General features: G+C 67.9%; 12 protein-coding genes and 3 rRNA genes. 13 read left to right on the top strand and 2 right to left on the bottom strand.

The window, feature by feature from the left end; all coding sequences use genetic code 11:
* Nucleotide 1: 1 nt before the first annotated feature.
* Both GA0070612_RS25790 and GA0070612_RS25785 read left to right on the top strand, forming a co-directional pair.
* Nucleotides 2–643 (top strand): hypothetical protein, encoded by a 642-nt coding sequence (locus GA0070612_RS25790; RefSeq protein WP_088990263.1) that lies wholly within the window; start codon nucleotides 2–4, stop codon nucleotides 641–643.
* Between the two features lie 190 nt (nucleotides 644–833).
* Nucleotides 834–2,165, top strand: a complete 1,332-nt coding sequence (locus tag GA0070612_RS25785; protein WP_088990262.1) for a hemolysin family protein — start codon at nucleotides 834–836, stop codon at nucleotides 2,163–2,165.
* A 19-nt stretch (nucleotides 2,166–2,184) separates the two neighbouring features.
* Here GA0070612_RS25785 and GA0070612_RS25780 read toward each other — a convergent pair whose 3' ends face one another.
* Nucleotides 2,185–2,592: a PaaI family thioesterase gene (locus GA0070612_RS25780; RefSeq protein WP_197699487.1), complete on the bottom strand. Its 408-nt coding sequence runs from the start codon at nucleotides 2,590–2,592 to the stop codon at nucleotides 2,185–2,187.
* Between the two features lie 82 nt (nucleotides 2,593–2,674).
* Between GA0070612_RS25780 and tyrS the strand changes: the two genes are divergently transcribed.
* The 7 genes from tyrS to GA0070612_RS25745 all read left to right on the top strand — a co-directional run bounded on the left by tyrS (nucleotide 2,675) and on the right by GA0070612_RS25745 (nucleotide 13,844).
* Nucleotides 2,675–3,967 carry a tyrosine--tRNA ligase gene (gene tyrS, locus GA0070612_RS25775; protein ID WP_088991768.1) on the top strand — a complete coding sequence of 431 codons (1,293 nt, stop codon included), beginning with the start codon at nucleotides 2,675–2,677 and terminating at the stop codon, nucleotides 3,965–3,967.
* A gap of 649 nt (nucleotides 3,968–4,616) precedes the next feature.
* A 16S ribosomal RNA gene (locus GA0070612_RS25765) occupies nucleotides 4,617–6,131 on the top strand.
* Nucleotides 6,132–6,512: 381 nt separating this feature from the next.
* Nucleotides 6,513–9,622 (top strand): 23S ribosomal RNA (locus GA0070612_RS25760).
* 89 nt (nucleotides 9,623–9,711) lie between these two features.
* Nucleotides 9,712–9,828, top strand: a 5S ribosomal RNA gene (rrf, locus tag GA0070612_RS25755).
* The 16S, 23S and 5S rRNA genes sit together here, the layout of an rRNA operon.
* Nucleotides 9,829–10,249: 421 nt before the next feature.
* The gene (locus GA0070612_RS32015) at nucleotides 10,250–11,845 is read left to right on the top strand and encodes a hypothetical protein (protein ID WP_167393678.1); all 1,596 of its coding nucleotides are present in this window, start codon (nucleotides 10,250–10,252) and stop codon (nucleotides 11,843–11,845) included.
* Between the two features lie 20 nt (nucleotides 11,846–11,865).
* Complete coding sequence (locus GA0070612_RS25750; RefSeq protein ID WP_231924345.1) at nucleotides 11,866–12,816, top strand: tetratricopeptide repeat protein; 951 nt, start codon at nucleotides 11,866–11,868, stop codon at nucleotides 12,814–12,816.
* Nucleotides 12,813–13,844: an HAD-IIA family hydrolase gene (locus GA0070612_RS25745; protein WP_088990260.1), complete on the top strand. Its 1,032-nt coding sequence runs from the start codon at nucleotides 12,813–12,815 to the stop codon at nucleotides 13,842–13,844. Before GA0070612_RS25750 ends, GA0070612_RS25745 begins: the two co-directional genes overlap by 4 nt.
* A gap of 27 nt (nucleotides 13,845–13,871) precedes the next feature.
* On the opposite strand, the gene GA0070612_RS25740 is transcribed toward GA0070612_RS25745, so the two are convergent.
* On the bottom strand, nucleotides 13,872–14,210 hold the full coding sequence (locus GA0070612_RS25740; protein WP_088990259.1) for an SCP2 sterol-binding domain-containing protein: 339 nt from the start codon (nucleotides 14,208–14,210) through the stop codon (nucleotides 13,872–13,874).
* A 111-nt stretch (nucleotides 14,211–14,321) separates the two neighbouring features.
* Here GA0070612_RS25740 and GA0070612_RS25735 point away from each other — a divergent pair, with 111 nt between their 5' ends.
* From GA0070612_RS25735 to GA0070612_RS25725, 4 genes are all read left to right on the top strand, one after another.
* Nucleotides 14,322–14,996 carry a phasin family protein gene (locus GA0070612_RS25735; RefSeq protein ID WP_088990258.1) on the top strand — a complete coding sequence of 225 codons (675 nt, stop codon included), beginning with the start codon at nucleotides 14,322–14,324 and terminating at the stop codon, nucleotides 14,994–14,996.
* Nucleotides 14,993–15,304 (top strand): hypothetical protein, encoded by a 312-nt coding sequence (locus GA0070612_RS31665; RefSeq protein WP_157742612.1) that lies wholly within the window; start codon nucleotides 14,993–14,995, stop codon nucleotides 15,302–15,304. The genes GA0070612_RS25735 and GA0070612_RS31665 overlap by 4 nt, the downstream gene beginning before the upstream one ends.
* A 40-nt stretch (nucleotides 15,305–15,344) precedes the next feature.
* Nucleotides 15,345–16,211 (top strand): TlyA family RNA methyltransferase, encoded by an 867-nt coding sequence (locus GA0070612_RS25730; protein WP_088990257.1) that lies wholly within the window; start codon nucleotides 15,345–15,347, stop codon nucleotides 16,209–16,211.
* Nucleotides 16,212–16,302: 91 nt separating this feature from the next.
* Nucleotides 16,303–17,187: an NAD kinase gene (locus tag GA0070612_RS25725; protein ID WP_088990256.1), complete on the top strand. Its 885-nt coding sequence runs from the start codon at nucleotides 16,303–16,305 to the stop codon at nucleotides 17,185–17,187.
* Nucleotides 17,188–17,193 lie beyond the last annotated feature (6 nt).

The raw sequence follows: 17,193 nt of genomic DNA, 5'->3' as shown, positions 1-17,193 counted from the left end.
GGTGAACTGGTTGGATCTGGTCGGCTGGGCCGGCTCCGCGGTGCTGGTCTGGTCCCTGTTGCAGTCGCGCGTCCTGCGGCTGCGCGCGCTCAACCTCGTCGGTTGTGTCGTGTTGATCGGCTACAACGCCGCGATCGGGGTGTGGCCCATGGTCGGGCTCAACATCGTGCTCGCGGTGATCAACATCTGGTACCTGCGCGGGATGCTCGCCACCCGTCACGACGAGAAGACCTACCAGGTGGTGGAGGTCGGCGTCGACGACCAGTTCCTCGCCCACACGTTGCGGGTGCACGCCGCCGACATCGCCCGCTTCAACCCCGGCTTCCGGTGGGACCCGGACGCGTCGGGGCGCTCCGCGTTCCTGGTGGTCACGGCCGACGAGGTGGTCGGGGTGGTGCTGTCGCACGCCGAGGCGCGCGGCGTCGCCCAGATCGACCTGGACTACGTGACCCCGAAGTTCCGCGACTTCACCCCGGGTGAGTTCGTCTACCGGCGCAGCCACCTGTTCACCGAACGGGGCTTCCACCGGGTGGTCAGCCCGCCCCGGATGGTCGCCCCCTACTATCACCGGCTCGGCTTCCGCCCGGAGGGCGACTCGTACGTCCTCGACCTGCCGACCGCACCGACCCCCGGCCCGGCCTAGCGGCACCGACGCCCGATCGCCAGCAGCGGCACCGGCGGCACGGGCGTCGCCGATTCGGCTACCCTCGCTGCGGCAGGATTCGGCCGGCGCGCGACGGGGCAAAGACACGCCTACGCCGGGCGGGTTCGCCGACCGGCGGGGCGCCGCGCGTACCGGCCGGTGCCATCACCGGAGAGGGAGCGAACCGGGCGTGCAGAGCTACGGGAGCCAACTGGCCCTGGTCGGAATCCTGATCGTGATCAACGCGCTCTTCGCCGGCAGCGAGATGGCGTTGGTGTCACTGCGGGACAGCCAGATCCAGCGGTTGGAGCGCGCCAGCCGTGCGGGGCGGGTGCTGGCCCGGCTCGCCAAGGACCCGAACCGCTTCCTCGCCACCATCCAGATCGGCATCACCCTCGCCGGCTTCCTGGCGTCCGCAGCCGCGGCGGTCTCGCTGGCCAAGCCCCTGGTGCCGCTGCTCGGGGTGTTCGGGGGCGCCGCCGAGACGGTGGCGATCGTGGCGGTCACCCTCGTGCTGACCTTCGTCACCCTGGTCTTCGGCGAGCTGGCGCCCAAGCGGATCGCCATGCAGTCCGCCGAGCGGTGGGCGCTGCTGGTGGCCCGCCCCCTCGACCTGCTGGCCTCCTTCACCCGCCCCGCCGTCTGGGCCCTCGGCGCGACCAGTGACCTGGTGGTCCGCCTGGTCGGGCTCAACCCCAAGCACGAGCCGGAGGAGATCGGCCCGGACGAACTGCGCGACATCGTCGCCGGCAACCACGGATTCACCAAGGAGCAACGCACCATCATCGCGGGCGCGGTGGAGATCGCGGACCGGCGGTTGCGGGCTGTCCTCGTACCCCGGTTGCAGGTCTTCACGCTCGACAGCGGGACCACGGCGGAGGCCGCGCGGCTCGTGCTGGCCGCGACCGGGCACTCCCGGGCGCCGGTGGTGCGCCACGGCGGCCTGGACGACACGGCCGGCGTGATCCACCTGCGTGACCTGGTGGGAGTGCCCGACGACCGCCCGGTCGACGAGATCGCCCGGCCGCCCATGCTGCTGCCCGACTCGCTGCCCGTCGTGGACGCGCTGCGTCAGTTCAAGGCCGAGCGCCAGCACATCGCGCTGGTCGTGGACGAGCGCGGCGCCGTCGACGGCATCGTGACGCTGGAGGACATCCTGGAGGAGATCGTCGGGGAGATCTACGACGAGACCGACCGGGACGTGAGCTCGGTTCGCCGCGACCCGGACGGCGCGTTGCTGCTGCCCGGCACCTTCCCGGTGCACGACCTTCCGGACATCGGCGTGGAGCTGCCCTCGCGGCCCGCCGGGGACTACACCACCGTCGCCGGCCTGGTGCTGGCCCGGCTCGGGCACATCCCCACCGTGGCCGGGGAGGACGTCACCCTGGACGGCTGGGTCCTGATGGTGGCGGACATCGACCACCGGGCGATCACCGAGGTACGGCTCAGCCGCGTACCCGACGACAGCGACAGCGATGCCGAGCAGACCCCGGAGCCGGTGTTGGACGAGGCCCGCAGCTGAGCCGACCGGAGGTCGTGGCTCAGTCGCGGGAGAGGTTCTGCAGCCGCACCTGACCACGGGCGACCAGCCGATCGTCGGCGTCGGTGATCTCCACCTGCCACAGCTGCTGGCTGCGACCCCGGTGCACCGGAGTGCCGACGGCGGTCAGCTCCCCGTCGCGGACGGCCCGCAGGAAGTCGGTCTGGTTCGACACGCCGACCACGGTGCCCCGGTCGGCCAGCCAGAGGCCGCCACCCACGCTCGCCGCGGTCTCCACGACCGAGCAGTACACGCCGCCGTGCAGGATGCCGTACGGCTGGTGCAGCTCCGGTCGCACCTGCCAGGTGATGACGACCCGGTCGGGGGACGCCTCCTTGAACGTCAGGCCGAGCAGGGCGACGAGACCACCCGTCACGTCCGGAATCTCCACGGCGAATCCCTCCTCGATCAACTTGGCGCAAGCCTAACCGTGGCGGGTTGCGGCAAACCCGGTACGGGTTGGCGCCGGCGATGGGGGAGAATCGGTGACCGTGACCGACAGTAGCCTCCCGCCGCCCGGGCGGGACTCCCTGACCGACGACCTGCTCTGGCGTGGCCTGATACAGGACTCGACCGGCCTCGACGAGCTGCGCGAGCTGCTCGACGGTGGGAAGTCCGCCACGTACTACGTGGGCTTCGACCCCACCGCGGCGAGCCTGCACGTCGGCTCCCTCATGCAGGTCACCGTGGCCCGCCGGCTGCAACTCGCCGGCCACCGCCCGTTGCTGCTGGTCGGCGGGGCGACCGGGCAGATCGGTGACCCGAAGGAGAGCGCCGAGCGGACCCTCAACCCGCCCGACGTGATCGCCGGGTGGGTGGAGCGCATCCGCGACCAGCTGGCGCCCTTCGTGTCGTACACCGGCGAGAACGCGGCCCAGGTCGTCAACAACCTGGACTGGACCGGCGAGATGTCGGTCGTCGAGTTCCTGCGCGACGTGGGCAAGCACTTCCCGGTGAACAAGATGCTTGCGCGGGAGGTGGTGCGGGCCCGGTTGGAGACCGGCATCAGCTTCACCGAGTTCAGCTACCAGCTGCTCCAGGCCAACGACTTCTTCGAGCTGCACCGCCGACACGGCTGCCAGTTGCAGTTCGGCGGGTCCGACCAGTGGGGCAACATCACCGCGGGCGTCGACTACGTACGCCGACGGGGCGCGGGGCCGGTGCAGGCGTTCACGACGCCGCTGGTCACCAAGTCCGACGGCACGAAGTTCGGCAAGACCGAGGGCGGCGCGGTCTGGCTCGACCCGACGATGACCACGCCGTACGCGTTCTACCAGTTCTGGCTCAACGTGGAGGACCAGGAGGTCGACCGTTACCTGCGGTACTTCAGCTTCCGTACCCGCGATGAGCTGGAGGAGTTGGCGAAGGCCACCGCCGAACGGCCGGCGGCCCGCCTGGCGCAGCGGGCGCTCGCCGAGGAGCTGACCACCCTCGTGCACGGGCCCGAGGAGACGCGGCAGGCCATCGCGGCCAGTCAGGCGCTCTTCGGGCGCGGGTCACTGGACGAGTTGGCACCGGAGACGCTCCGCGCGGCGCTGACCGAGGCCGGCCTGGTGCGGCTCTCCGGTGAGCTGCCGGATGTGGCGGGCCTGCTGCGCGACTCCGGGCTCGTGAACGGCCTCAAGGAGGCCCGCCGCGTGATCGCCGAGGGTGGCGCCTACGTGAACAACAACCGGGTGACCGAGGTGGACGCCGAGGTTTCGCCGGCTGACCTGCTGCACGGGCGGTACCTGGTGCTGCGCCGCGGCAAGCGTTCGTTCGCGGGCGTTGAGCTGGGCGAATAGCCGAGTGTCGACGATGTGACGGGGGACGCGTCCGGCGGATTTGACGATCATCCCGCCGGACGCGTAACTTTCTCTCTGCCAGCGCGGAACGGGGCAAACGGGACGAAAGTCCTAAGCCCCAAGAACGAGCTGGTGACCGGGTCAGGCAGGGGTTCGCTTCTGTGAGGCACGGCCGGGCGGGGCCCACCGGATTGGCCGCGAGGCGGATTTGGTGCGGCGAGACCGACCGGGTAAGGTTTACGACCGGCAGGGCACCGGGCGAGCCTGCGGGAAACCGCAGCGGCCGGCCTGCCAAATCCGTGACGAGAGCGGCGCGAGCCGGTCGAGACATGGTGCCCGCACGACCGGACGAAGCATGACGAACTGGGAAACACCGGTTTGACACAGCGGAAACCGGCGGGTAACGTAGTAAAAGTGCCTGGCGCTGAAAGCGTGAGGCACGCAGAGCGGTAAAGCCCCGGTTGGGGTTCCACCGAGTGTGGGGCTTCTGGTCGGTGTGTGGTTGTTCTTTGAGAACTCAACAGGGTGCTTGTAAAGCCAGTGCCAATTATGATTTATACCCCGGACTGGTCAGACTGTTTGGTTTGGCTGGTTGGGATTCCTTTGGCAACAATTTGTTTGTTGCCGGGATAGCTGTTCAACTAATTTTTTGTTGGAGAGTTTGATCCTGGCTCAGGACGAACGCTGGCGGCGTGCTTAACACATGCAAGTCGAGCGGAAAGGCCCTTCGGGGTACTCGAGCGGCGAACGGGTGAGTAACACGTGAGCAACCTGCCCCAAGCTTTGGGATAACCCTCGGAAACGGGGGCTAATACCGAATATTACTGCTGGTCGCATGGCTGGTGGTGGAAAGTTTTTCGGCTTGGGATGGGCTCGCGGCCTATCAGCTTGTTGGTGGGGTGATGGCCTACCAAGGCGACGACGGGTAGCCGGCCTGAGAGGGCGACCGGCCACACTGGGACTGAGACACGGCCCAGACTCCTACGGGAGGCAGCAGTGGGGAATATTGCACAATGGGCGGAAGCCTGATGCAGCGACGCCGCGTGAGGGATGACGGCCTTCGGGTTGTAAACCTCTTTCAGCAGGGACGAAGCGAGAGTGACGGTACCTGCAGAAGAAGCACCGGCCAACTACGTGCCAGCAGCCGCGGTAAGACGTAGGGTGCGAGCGTTGTCCGGATTTATTGGGCGTAAAGAGCTCGTAGGCGGCTTGTCGCGTCGACCGTGAAAACTTGGGGCTCAACCCCAAGCCTGCGGTCGATACGGGCAGGCTAGAGTTCGGTAGGGGAGACTGGAATTCCTGGTGTAGCGGTGAAATGCGCAGATATCAGGAGGAACACCGGTGGCGAAGGCGGGTCTCTGGGCCGATACTGACGCTGAGGAGCGAAAGCGTGGGGAGCGAACAGGATTAGATACCCTGGTAGTCCACGCTGTAAACGTTGGGCGCTAGGTGTGGGGGGCCTCTCCGGTTCCCTGTGCCGCAGCTAACGCATTAAGCGCCCCGCCTGGGGAGTACGGCCGCAAGGCTAAAACTCAAAGGAATTGACGGGGGCCCGCACAAGCGGCGGAGCATGCGGATTAATTCGATGCAACGCGAAGAACCTTACCTGGGTTTGACATGGCCGCAAAACCTCCAGAGATGGGGGGTCCTTCGGGGGCGGTCACAGGTGGTGCATGGCTGTCGTCAGCTCGTGTCGTGAGATGTTGGGTTAAGTCCCGCAACGAGCGCAACCCTCGTTCGATGTTGCCAGCGCGTTATGGCGGGGACTCATCGAAGACTGCCGGGGTCAACTCGGAGGAAGGTGGGGATGACGTCAAGTCATCATGCCCCTTATGTCCAGGGCTTCACGCATGCTACAATGGCCGGTACAATGGGCTGCGATACCGTGAGGTGGAGCGAATCCCAAAAAGCCGGTCTCAGTTCGGATCGGGGTCTGCAACTCGACCCCGTGAAGTCGGAGTCGCTAGTAATCGCAGATCAGCAACGCTGCGGTGAATACGTTCCCGGGCCTTGTACACACCGCCCGTCACGTCACGAAAGTCGGCAACACCCGAAGCCGGTGGCCCAACCCTTGTGGAGGGAGCCGTCGAAGGTGGGGCTGGCGATTGGGACGAAGTCGTAACAAGGTAGCCGTACCGGAAGGTGCGGCTGGATCACCTCCTTTCTAAGGAGCACCTTCCACCGAAAGGTGGTAAGGAGCCCGCGGTCCACGAGTGTTGGGCCGGGGTGCTCGAATGGCGGAGACACTGGCAAGTTCTGCCCTGGCAACGGCCGGCGGCGCCTAGTACAGCCACTCTTTGGGGTGGTGGGAACGGTGGCTTCTGGTGCGGCTGGGGGGGATGTGAGCACCCTGTTGGGTCCTGAAAGAACAACCATGGTGTTGTTGTTTCAGAGCCTTGTGCGTGGTCTGGGATCACGCGGGGTTGCCAGGCATGGCCTGGCCCCACATACCGCTGGTCCTGGAGGACTGGGTTTGGTGTGGGGCGGATCGGGTTGTGGGTTGGTCGTTTGTTGAGAATTGCACAGTGGACGCGAGCATCTTTGTGGTCAAGTTGTCAAGGGCGAACGGTGGATGCCTTGGCACCAGGAGCCGATGAAGGACGTGGGAGGCCGCGATAGGCCTGGGGGAGCTGTCAACCGAGCTGTGATCCCAGGGTGTCCGAATGGGGAAACCTGGCACCAGTCATGTGGTGTCACCCACACCTGAACACATAGGGTGTGTGGAGGGAACGCGGGGAAGTGAAACATCTCAGTACCCGTAGGAAGAGAAAACAAATAGTGATTCCGTGAGTAGTGGCGAGCGAAAGCGGATTGAGGCTAAACCGGCTGCGTGTGATACCTGTCAGGGGTTGCGTGGTCGGGGTTGTGGGACCCTGCTGAACAAGCTGACACTTGTTCGAGGAGTTACAAAGTCAGTGGCTAGTCGAACAGTCTGGAATGGCTGACCGTAGACGGTGAGAGTCCGGTAGGTGAAAGTTGCTGACCTTCTGTGGGTGTTCCCGAGTAGCGGCGGACCCCTGAAATCTGCCGTGAATCTGCCAGGACCACCTGGTAAGCCTAAATACTTCCTGGTGACCGATAGCGGACGAGTACCGTGAGGGAATGGTGAAAAGTACCCCGGGAGGGGAGTGAAATAGTACCTGAAACCGTTCGCCTACAATCCGTCGGAGCCTTGCGGGGTGACGGCGTGCCTTTTGAAGAATGAGCCTGCGAGTTAGTGGCATGTGGCGAGGTTAACCCGTGTGGGGGAGCCGTAGCGAAAGCGAGTCTGAATAGGGCGATTCAGTCGCGTGTCCTAGACCCGAAGCGGAGTGATCTAGCCATGGGCAGGCTGAAGCGCGGGTAAGACCGCGTGGAGGGCCGAACCCACCAATGTTGAAAAATTGGGGGATGACCTGTGGTTAGGGGTGAAAGGCCAATCAAACTCCGTGATAGCTGGTTCTCCCCGAAATGCATTTAGGTGCAGCGTCGCGTGTTTCTTGCCGGAGGTAGAGCACTGGATGGTCTAGGGGGCCCACAAGCTTACCGAAATCAGCCAAACTCCGAATGCCGGTAAGTGAGAGCGCGGCAGTGAGACTGCGGGGGATAAGCTTCGTAGTCGAGAGGGAAACAGCCCAGATCACCAGCTAAGGCCCCTAAGCGTGTGCTAAGTGGAAAAGGATGTGGGGTCGCATAGACAACCAGGAGGTTGGCTTAGAAGCAGCCACCCTTTAAAGAGTGCGTAATAGCTCACTGGTCAAGTGGTTCCGCGCCGACAATGTAGCGGGGCTCAAGCACACCGCCGAAGCTGTGGCATTCACATTTTATCCTCGCGTGCCCTTGATGGTGCGTGCAGGTGTGTGGATGGGTAGGGGAGCGTCGTGCCGCGAGTGAAGCAGCGGGGTGACCCAGTTGTGGACGCGGCACGAGTGAGAATGCAGGCATGAGTAGCGAAAGAAGGGTGAGAAACCCTTCCGCCGGATGACCAAGGGTTCCAGGGCCAGGCTAATCCGCCCTGGGTGAGTCGGGACCTAAGGCGAGGCCGAGAGGCGTAGTCGATGGACAACGGGTTGATATTCCCGTACCCGCGAAAGAGCGTCCCTGATGAACCTCGTTGTGCTAACCACCCGAACTTGGTGAGGTCTTCGGACTGATCTGGGGGAGCGTGGGAACCTGGCGGGTAGTAGTCAAGCGATGGGGTGACGCAGGAAGGTAGCTGAGCCCGGCCGGTGGTTGTGCCGGGGTAAGCGTGTAGGCCGTGGTGTAGGCAAATCCGCACCACATGTGGGCTGAGACGTGATGCCGAGCCGATTCAGGTGAAGTCAGTGATCCTATGCTGCCGAGAAAAGCCTCTAGCGAGTTCTTAGCGGCCCGTACCCCAAACCGACACAGGTGGTCAGGTAGAGAATACCGAGGCGATCGGGCGAACTGTGGTTAAGGAACTCGGCAAATTGCCCCCGTAACTTAGGGAGAAGGGGGGCCGGAGACGTGAAGCCCCGCGCGGGTGGAGCGTTGTATGGCCGCAGAGAGCAGGGGGAAGCGACTGTTTACTAAAAACACAGGTCCATGCGAAGAAGTAATTCGATGTATATGGACTGACGCCTGCCCGGTGCTGGAACGTTAAGGGGACCTGTTAGCTCTTCGGGGCGAAGCGGAGAACTTAAGCGCCAGTAAACGGCGGTGGTAACTATAACCATCCTAAGGTAGCGAAATTCCTTGTCGGGTAAGTTCCGACCTGCACGAATGGCGTAACGACTTCCCCACTGTCTCAACCACAGGCCCGGCGAAATTGCAGTACGAGTAAAGATGCTCGTTACGCGCGGCAGGACGGAAAGACCCCGGGACCTTTACTATAGCTTGACATTGGTACTCGAATTAGCTTGTGTAGGATAGGTGGGAGCCGGTGAAGTCCATACGCCAGTATGGGTGGAGGCAATCTTGAAATACCACTCTGGTTGATTTGGGTATCTAACTTCGGACCGTTATCCGGTTCAGGGACAGTGTCTGGTGGGTAGTTTAACTGGGGCGGTTGCCTCCTAAAAGGTAACGGAGGCGCCCAAAGGTTCCCTCAGCCTGGTTGGCAATCAGGTGTTGAGTGCAAGTACACAAGGGAGCTTGACTGTGAGACTGACAGGTCGAGCAGGGACGAAAGTCGGGACTAGTGATCCGGCACTTGCGAGTGGAAGCGGTGTCGCTCAACGGATAAAAGGTACCCCGGGGATAACAGGCTGATCTTCCCCAAGAGTCCATATCGACGGGATGGTTTGGCACCTCGATGTCGGCTCGTCGCATCCTGGGGCTGTAGCAGGTCCCAAGGGTTGGGCTGTTCGCCCATTAAAGCGGTACGCGAGCTGGGTTTAGAACGTCGTGAGACAGTTCGGTCCCTATCCGCCGTGCGCGTAGGATACTTGAGAAGGGCTGTCCCTAGTACGAGAGGACCGGGACGGACGAACCTCTGGTGTGCCAGTTGTCCTGCCAAGGGCACGGCTGGTTAGCTACGTTCGGAAGGGATAACCGCTGAAAGCATCTAAGCGGGAAGCCTGCTTCAAGATGAGGTATCCCACCCACCTTTGGTGGGGTAAGGCCCCCAGCTAGACGACTGGGTTGATAGGCCGGAAATGTAAGCCCGGTAACGGGTTCAGTTGACCGGTACTAATAGGCCGAGGACTTGACTACTAAGCTGCTACGCGTCCACTGTGCAACTCTGAACGAGCGAACACCCGTGACATGTGTGTTGCTGGGGTTGTTTGATATGTTCATAGAGTTACGGCGGTCATGGCGGAGGGGAAACGCCCGGTTACATTCCGAACCCGGAAGCTAAGCCCTCCAGCGCCGATGGTACTGCACTCGTGAGGGTGTGGGAGAGTAGGACGCCGCCGGACAAACTTCCAGTCGAGGGCCGCCCCATGAGGGTCGGCCCTCGACTGCGTAGCGCCATTGGTGGCGCAATCAGGAAGGATGTACCTGTGAGTTCAGGACCGCAGGGCGGAGACCGTCCCCGTCGATACGAAGACCGTACTGACGGTGCGGGCGGACGCGACCGCGGCCCACGCCGCGACGACCGAGACCGGCCCCCGTACCGGGGCGACCGCGACAGCGGCGGCGGCACCCGCGGCGGATACGCCGGCGGCCGCGACTCTGGTTCCCGTGGCGGCGACCGGGACAGCTCGCGCTCCAGCGGCCCACGTGAGGGTGGTTACCGCGGCGGCGACCGCCGCGAGGGTGGCTTCCGCGGGGGTGACCGCCGCGAGGGCGGTGGCTTCCGTGGCGGCGACCGCGACAACTCGCGCTCGGGTGCCCCGCGTGACGGTGGTTTCCGGGGCGGTGACCGCGACGGCTCTCGTTCCAGCGCCCCGCGTGAGGGTGGTTTCCGTGGTGGTGACCGTCGTGAGGGCGGTGGCTTCCGTGGTGGTGACCGTGACGGTGGTTTCCGTGGCGGTGACCGTCGTGAGGGCGGTGGCTTCCGTGGCGGCGACCGTGACGGTGGTTTCCGTGGCGGTGACCGTCGCGAAGGCGGTTTCCGCGAGGGTTCTCGGCCTGGTGCGTCCCGCGAGGGTGGCGGCTTCCGTGGTGGTGACCGCGAGGGTGGTTTCCGCGGGGGCGATCGTCGTGAGGGCGGTGGCTTCCGTGGTGGTGACCGCGAGGGTGGTTTCCGCGGCGGTGACCGCCGTGAGGGCGGCGGCTTCCGAGGCGCTGATCGTCGCGAGAGTGGTGACCGCGAGGGTGGTTTCCGTGGCGGTGACCGTCGCGAAGGCGGTTTCCGCGAGGGTTCTCGGCCTGGTGCGTCCCGCGAAGGTGGCGGCTTCCGTGGTGGTGACCGCGACGGTGGTTTCCGCGGTAGCGACCGTCGCGAAGGTGGTTTCCGCAGCGGCGACCGTGATGGTTCGCGCTCCGGAGCTCCTCGCGAGGGTGGTTTCCGCGGTGGCGACCGTCGTGAGGGCGGCGGTTTCCGTGGTGGTGAGCGCGACGGTGGTTTCCGTGGCGGCGACCGTGATGGTTCGCGCTCCGGAGCTCCTCGCGAGGGTGGTTTCCGTGGGGGCGACCGTCGTGAGGGCGGTGGCTTCCGTGGTGGTGAGCGCGACGGTGGTTTCCGTGGCGGTGACCGTGATGGTTCGCGCTCCGGAGCTCCTCGCGAGGGTGGTTTCCGTGGGGGCGACCGTCGTGAGGGCGGTGGCTTCCGTGGTGGTGACCGCGACGGTGGTTTCCGTGGCAGTGACCGTCGTGAGAGCGGTTTCCGCGAGGGTTCTCGGCCTGCTGCGTCCCGCGAGGGCGGTGGCTTCCGTGGTGGTGACCGCGAAGGCGGTTTCCCTGGCGGTGACCGTCGTGAAGGTGGCTTCCGTGGCGGCGACCGGGACAGCTCGCGGCCGAGCGGACCGCGTGACGGCGGCGCTCCTCGCGAGGGTGGTTTCCGCGGCGGTGATCGTCGTGAGGGTGGTTTCCGTGGCGGCGACCGCGACGGCGGCTTCCGCGGCGGTGATCGTCGCGAGGGTGGTGTCCGTGGCGGCGACCGTGACGGCGGCTTCCGTGGCGGTGATCGTCGCGAGGGTGGTTTCCGTGGCGGCGACCGTGACGGCGGTTTCCGTGGTGGTGAGCGCGAGGGCGGTTTCCGTGGCGGCGACCGCCGCGAGGGTGGCGCGCCCCGTGCGGGCGGTTTCCGTGGTGGCGACCGTGACAGCGGCTACCGGGGCGGTGACCGTGACGGCGGCTACCGGGGCGGTGACCGGGCGGGTGCTTCCCGCTCTGACGAGCGACCGCGTCGCGAGGGCGAGTTCCGCCGGGACGACCGCGCGGGTGGCGCCGAGTCGTTCGAGGGCGGCCGTAGCTCTGCCCCGGCTCTGCCGGATGACATCGTCGCGACCGACCTCGACAAGGACGTTCGCGCTGAGCTGCTCTCGCTGAACAAGCCGGTCGCCGAGACGGTGGCTCGCCACCTGGTCGCCACCGGTCAGTTGATCGACGAGGATCCGGCGGAGGCGTTGGCGCACGCGTTGGCCGCCCGGCGGCTCGCGTCGCGCATCTCCGCCGTCCGCGAGGCTGTCGGCCTGGCCGCGTACCACGCGGGGGAGTGGCAGACGGCGATCGCCGAGCTGCGCACGTACCACCGGATGACCGGGCTGCAGAGCCACCTGGCGGTGCTCGCGGACTGTGAGCGGGCTCTGGGCCGGCCGGAGCGGGCCATCGACCTGTTCCGTGGTGCCGACCGGGAGAAGCTGGACCAGGCTGTGGCGATCGAGCTGTTGATCGTCGCCGCCGGTGCGCGGGGGGACCTCGGCCAGAAGGACGCCGCGGTCGCGATGCTCCAGGTCCCGGACCTCACCAGTGAGGCCACGGTGCCGTGGACGGCCCGGCTGCGGTACGCGTACGCCGACGCGTTGCTCGCCGTGGGCCGGCGTGAGGAGGCCCGCGAGTGGTTCTCCCGCGCTGCCGACGTCGACACCGAGGGTGAGACCGACGCCGCCGAGCGGCTGCTGGAGCTCGACGGTGTCGTCATCGAGGGCGACGAGGAGGACGAGGCCGCGGAGGAGATCGCCGCAGGCCCGGGTACTCCCGGGGCGGTCCCGGCCCGACCCGACGCCGACCTGACCGGCGACGACGACGAAGACGACGACCGCGAAGACGACGACCGCGAAGACGACGAAGACGACGAAGACGACGAGGACTTCGACGACGACGAGCAGGACGATGTCGTCGGTCGCTCCGGTGATGACGAGGGCTTCGACGACGAGGACGAGGATCGTCACCCGGACGAGGCCGCGCCCAGCGCTGCCGCGGACGCCGACTCCGACGGCACGGCGACGTCCGGCAACGCGGTCGACACCGAGCGGACCGCGCCGGCCGGCACCGACGAGTCGGGGTCGACGCAGCGATGAGCGCGGACGTCGGGGAGCGGCTGGTCGACGGGTACACCCTGGTCGTCTTCGACCTGGACGGTGTGATCTACCTGATCGACCGGCCGATCCCCGGCGCCGTCGAGGCGGTGGCCCGGCTGCACGACGAGAACGTGGCCGTGGCGTACGCCACCAACAACGCGTCCCGTCGGTCCAGCGAGGTCGCGGCCCTGCTGACGGGCATGGGTGTGCCGGCTCGACCGGAGGAGGTGCTCACCTCCGCGGCGGCGTCGGCCGAGGTGCTGCGCGACCGGCTGCCCGCTGGTACGCCGGTCCTGGTGGTCGGCGCGGAGGCCCTGCGCGCGGAGTTGCGCGCGGTCGGCCTGACGCCGGTCAGCAAGGCCGACGAGGATCCGGCCGCTGTGGTGCAGGGGTACGGCCCGCAGGTGGGTTGGGCGGAGCTGGCCGAGGCCTCGGTCGCGGTGCGGGGCGGTGCTCTCTGGATCGCCACCAACACCGACCGGACGCTGCCCAGTGGGCGGGGCCCGCTGCCGGGCAACGGTTCGCTGGTGGCCGTGTTGCGCACCGCGCTGGAACGCGACCCCGACGTGGTGGTCGGCAAGCCGGAGTCGGCGCTGTTCGAGACGGCAGCTCGACGTGCGGGCGACGGTCGGAGCCTGGTGGTGGGTGACCGGTTGGACACCGACATCGAGGGTGCCCGCCGCGCCGGTCTGGACAGTCTGCTGGTGCTCACCGGTGTCCATGGCGTACCGGATCTGCTGGCCGCGGAGCCGCGTCGGCGGCCCACGTACGTCGCGAGGGACCTGGCGGGGCTCTTCGACCCGGCGGCCGTTGTGCGGGTGCCGGGCCCGGCGGACGCCGGCGGTTGGTCGGTGACCGACCGCGACGGTGCGTTGGAGTTGGCGGGGTCGGGTCGGCCGTTGGACGCGGTGGCGGCGTTGTGTGCGGTGGCCTGGTCGGGGTCGGAGCCGGCGCTGCCGAAGATCCGCCCGATCGGTCCGGACGCGGCGCGCGCGGTGGAGAGCTTCGGTCTGAGCGCCACCGCCTGACCCCTGCCCGGGTCGGCGCGGCGTTCGTCAGAGCAGTTTGCGCAGCTTCATCAGGTCGAACGGGTTCGCCTTGATCGAGACTCGGCGGGAGGTCACCGCCTTGGTGACGTCGAGGTCGCCGCGGACCAGGGCGAGCAGGTCGTCGCTGGACGTGCTCAATGCGATCTTGGCCTTGGGGTCGTCGCCGTCGGCGAGCTCGACCAGCCGACCGCCGGTGATGCGGCCGTGGAACGCGGTGTCCAGGTCGGTGATGCGGCAGGCCAGCGTCCGGTCCAGATCGATCCGTTCGCGCACCGTCTCCGCGTTGCGGTCCAGCCGGGCGGCCAGCTCCTGCAACGCCTGCCGGCACTCGTCCACGCTGGCCACATGTCCCCCTCGCTGATCGCCACGCCGTCCTCGGCACCGTACCGCACGGCACAGTCCGGGGTGCCCGGTAGCGTGACACCTGCACACCCCGCCCCGTGGAAGGACTCAGGCATGCAGGACGCGTGGCGCGCCTACCTCGAACTGGCCATGGGCCTCACGGAGGCGCCCCGGAAGAAGGCCCAGGACGTGGCACGACGCCTCGTCGGCTCCGGTGGCGCGACCGCCGCCCAACTCCAGGCGCTCGGCGAGGAGCTGGTCACCACCGGCGCCGCCAACCGGGAGGCGCTGACCAAGCTGGTCCGCTTCGAGGTCGACCGTGCTCTCGGGGCGGTCGGCCTGGCAACCGCCGACGAGGTGGCCGAGTTGACCCGGCGGGTGCACGACCTGGAACGGCAGCTGCGCGAGGCGCGCGCCTCCGAGCCGGCGGACACGCCGACCGCCAGCCCGTCGGAGCAGGCGGACCCGACCCGCGCCGCGCGGCCCGGAGACCGTCTGGTGCCGTCCGACGGCCCGGCGGGTGCCCCGGTCTCCGCCCATGCTCCCGACAGGCCGGCGGCGGGACAGGCTACGCCCGACGAGCCGGCGGCGGGGCAGGCGGTGGCCGAGCAGTCGGCGGCCGTGCAGCCGGTGGCGAGGAAGGCCGTGGCCAAGAAGGCGGTCGCCAAGAAGGCCATCGCGAAGAAGCCGCCAGCGACGATCAGCCGCACCGACGACGAGACCCCGACCCCGGCGGCCATGCCCGCCAAGAAGGCGGTCCGTAAGCGGCCACCGGGCGTCACCGGATGAGCCGGCCCCACCCGCCGACCGGCGGCACGTTCCCGCCCCGCCCCGGCCCGCCGGCCGGTGGCGCCCCGCCCCGACCCGGGCCACCCACTGGCGGCGCGGCCCCGCCCCGCCCGGGTCCTCCTCCGGCCGGTGCCCGCCCCGGCCCGCCGGCGGAGCTCGGGGACGAGCCGGCACGGCACCCGGCGGTGGACGCCGCCGTGCAGGCCATGGCCAACGCCGCGACGCTCGCCCCGGCCGACCAGATCGCCCAGTACGAGGCGGCCTACGAGACGCTGCGGGAAACCCTCGCCACCATCGACCAGACCTGAGCGGCACGACCAGGCCTGAAGCAGATCCGGAGAACCACCCATGGCACGTCGTAACCGGTTGGACGCCGAACTCGTCCGGCGCGGTCTGGCCCGCTCCCGGGAGCAGGCCGCCGGGCTGGTGGAGGCCGGCCGGGTCCAGCTGCGCGGGGTGGTCGCGCGTAAGGCCGCCGCGATGGTCGACCCCGCCGATCCGCTGCTGGTGACGGGCGAGGACCCGGCCGAGGAGTACGTCTCGCGGGGTGGGCACAAGCTGGCCGGCGCGCTGGCCGCGTTCGCTGCCGGTGGGCTCCGGGTCGCCGGCCGGCGCTGCCTGGACGCGGGCGCCTCGACCGGCGGCTTCACCGACGTGTTGTTGCGCGCCGACGCCGCCGAGGTGGTGGCCGTGGACGTCGGCTACGGGCAGCTCGCCTGGTCGCTGCGCACCGACGAGCGGGTCCGGGTCCTGGAACGCACGAATGTTCGTACCCTCGTCCCGGACGCGATCGGTGGGCCGGTCGACCTCACGGTGGCAGACCTGTCGTTCATCTCGCTGCGGTTGGTGCTGCCGGCGTTGGCCGGCTGCACCCGCGACGACGGTGACCTGGCGTTGATGGTGAAGCCGCAGTTCGAGGTGGGCAAGGAGCGGGTCGGCGCCGGTGGTGTGGTCCGCGATCCGGAGCTGCGTGCCGAGGCGGTCCTGGACGTGGCTGCCGTAGCGGCCACGCTCGGCCTCGGCCTGGCCGACGTGGCGGCCAGCCCGCTGCCCGGGCCGAGCGGCAATGTGGAGTTCTTCGTATGGTTGCGCCGGGGCGCACCGCCGGCCGACCCGCAGCGGGTGCGGGCCGTGGTGGCGGCCGGGCCGGACGGCCCGACAGCGGCCGGCGACGTGCCGGACGTGACGGCGGCGGCGGAGGAGGTCGCAGGGTGAACGCGCGCAGTGAGGGCGCCGCGACGACACACGGTGGGAGTGGGGCGACGGTGGTGCGACGCCGCCCGGTGCGGGACGGGCGGGCGACCCGGTGAGCCGGACCGCTCTGCTGGTGACCCACACCGGCCGTCGTCGCAGCACGGAGCACGCCCGGTCGGTCGCGGCCGACCTGATCGACGCGGGTTTCGAGGTACGGGTGGTCGCCGACGAGGCCGAGGACCTCGACCTGCCCGGTGTGGTGCCGGTCGCCGGGCAGAAGGCCGCCGAGGGCGCCGAGATCGTCTTCGCGCTCGGCGGGGACGGCACCTTCCTGCGTGCCGCCGAGTTGGCCCGCCCGGCGAAGGCGCCACTGCTCGGCATCAACCTCGGCAAGGTGGGTTTCCTCGCCGAGGCGGAGATCGACGATCTGGACGTCGCGGTGCAGGACGTCGTCAGTCGCAACTACACCGTCGACGAGCGGCTCACCCTGGACGTCACCGCCGAGTTCGATGGCGGGCCGACCATCGAGTCCTGGGCGCTCAACGAGATCAGCATCGAGAAGGGCGAGCGGGCGCAGATGCTCGAACTGCTCGTCGACGTGGACGGGCGGCCGCTGTCCCGCTACGGCTGCGACGGTGTCGTCTGCGCCACCCCGACGGGCTCCACCGCGTACGCGTTCTCCGGCGGCGGCCCGGTGGTCTGGCCGGAGGTGGAGGCGCTGCTGCTGGTGCCGATCAGCGCGCACGCGTTGTTCAGCCGCCCGCTGGTCACCGCACCGACGTCCACTTTCGTGATCACCGTCGACCCGTTCACCACCCTGGCCGTGCTCTCCTGCGACGGGCGTCGGGTCTACGACCTGCCGCCGGGGGCCCGGGTGACGGTACGTCGGGGTGCCCTGCCGGTGCGCATCGTGCGGCTGCGGCCCCGACCGTTCACCGACCGGCTGGTCGCCAAGTTCGGCCTGCCCGTGCACGGTTGGCGTGGCAGCCGTCGGTGACAGCCC

The sequence above is a fragment of the Micromonospora chokoriensis genome, assembly GCF_900091505.1.
In the GTDB taxonomy this organism is placed as follows: Bacteria; Actinomycetota; Actinomycetes; order Mycobacteriales; family Micromonosporaceae; genus Micromonospora; species Micromonospora chokoriensis.
The sequence above is the reverse complement of the archived record's forward strand: the minus strand, read 5'-3'. Positions and strand labels throughout refer to the sequence as shown.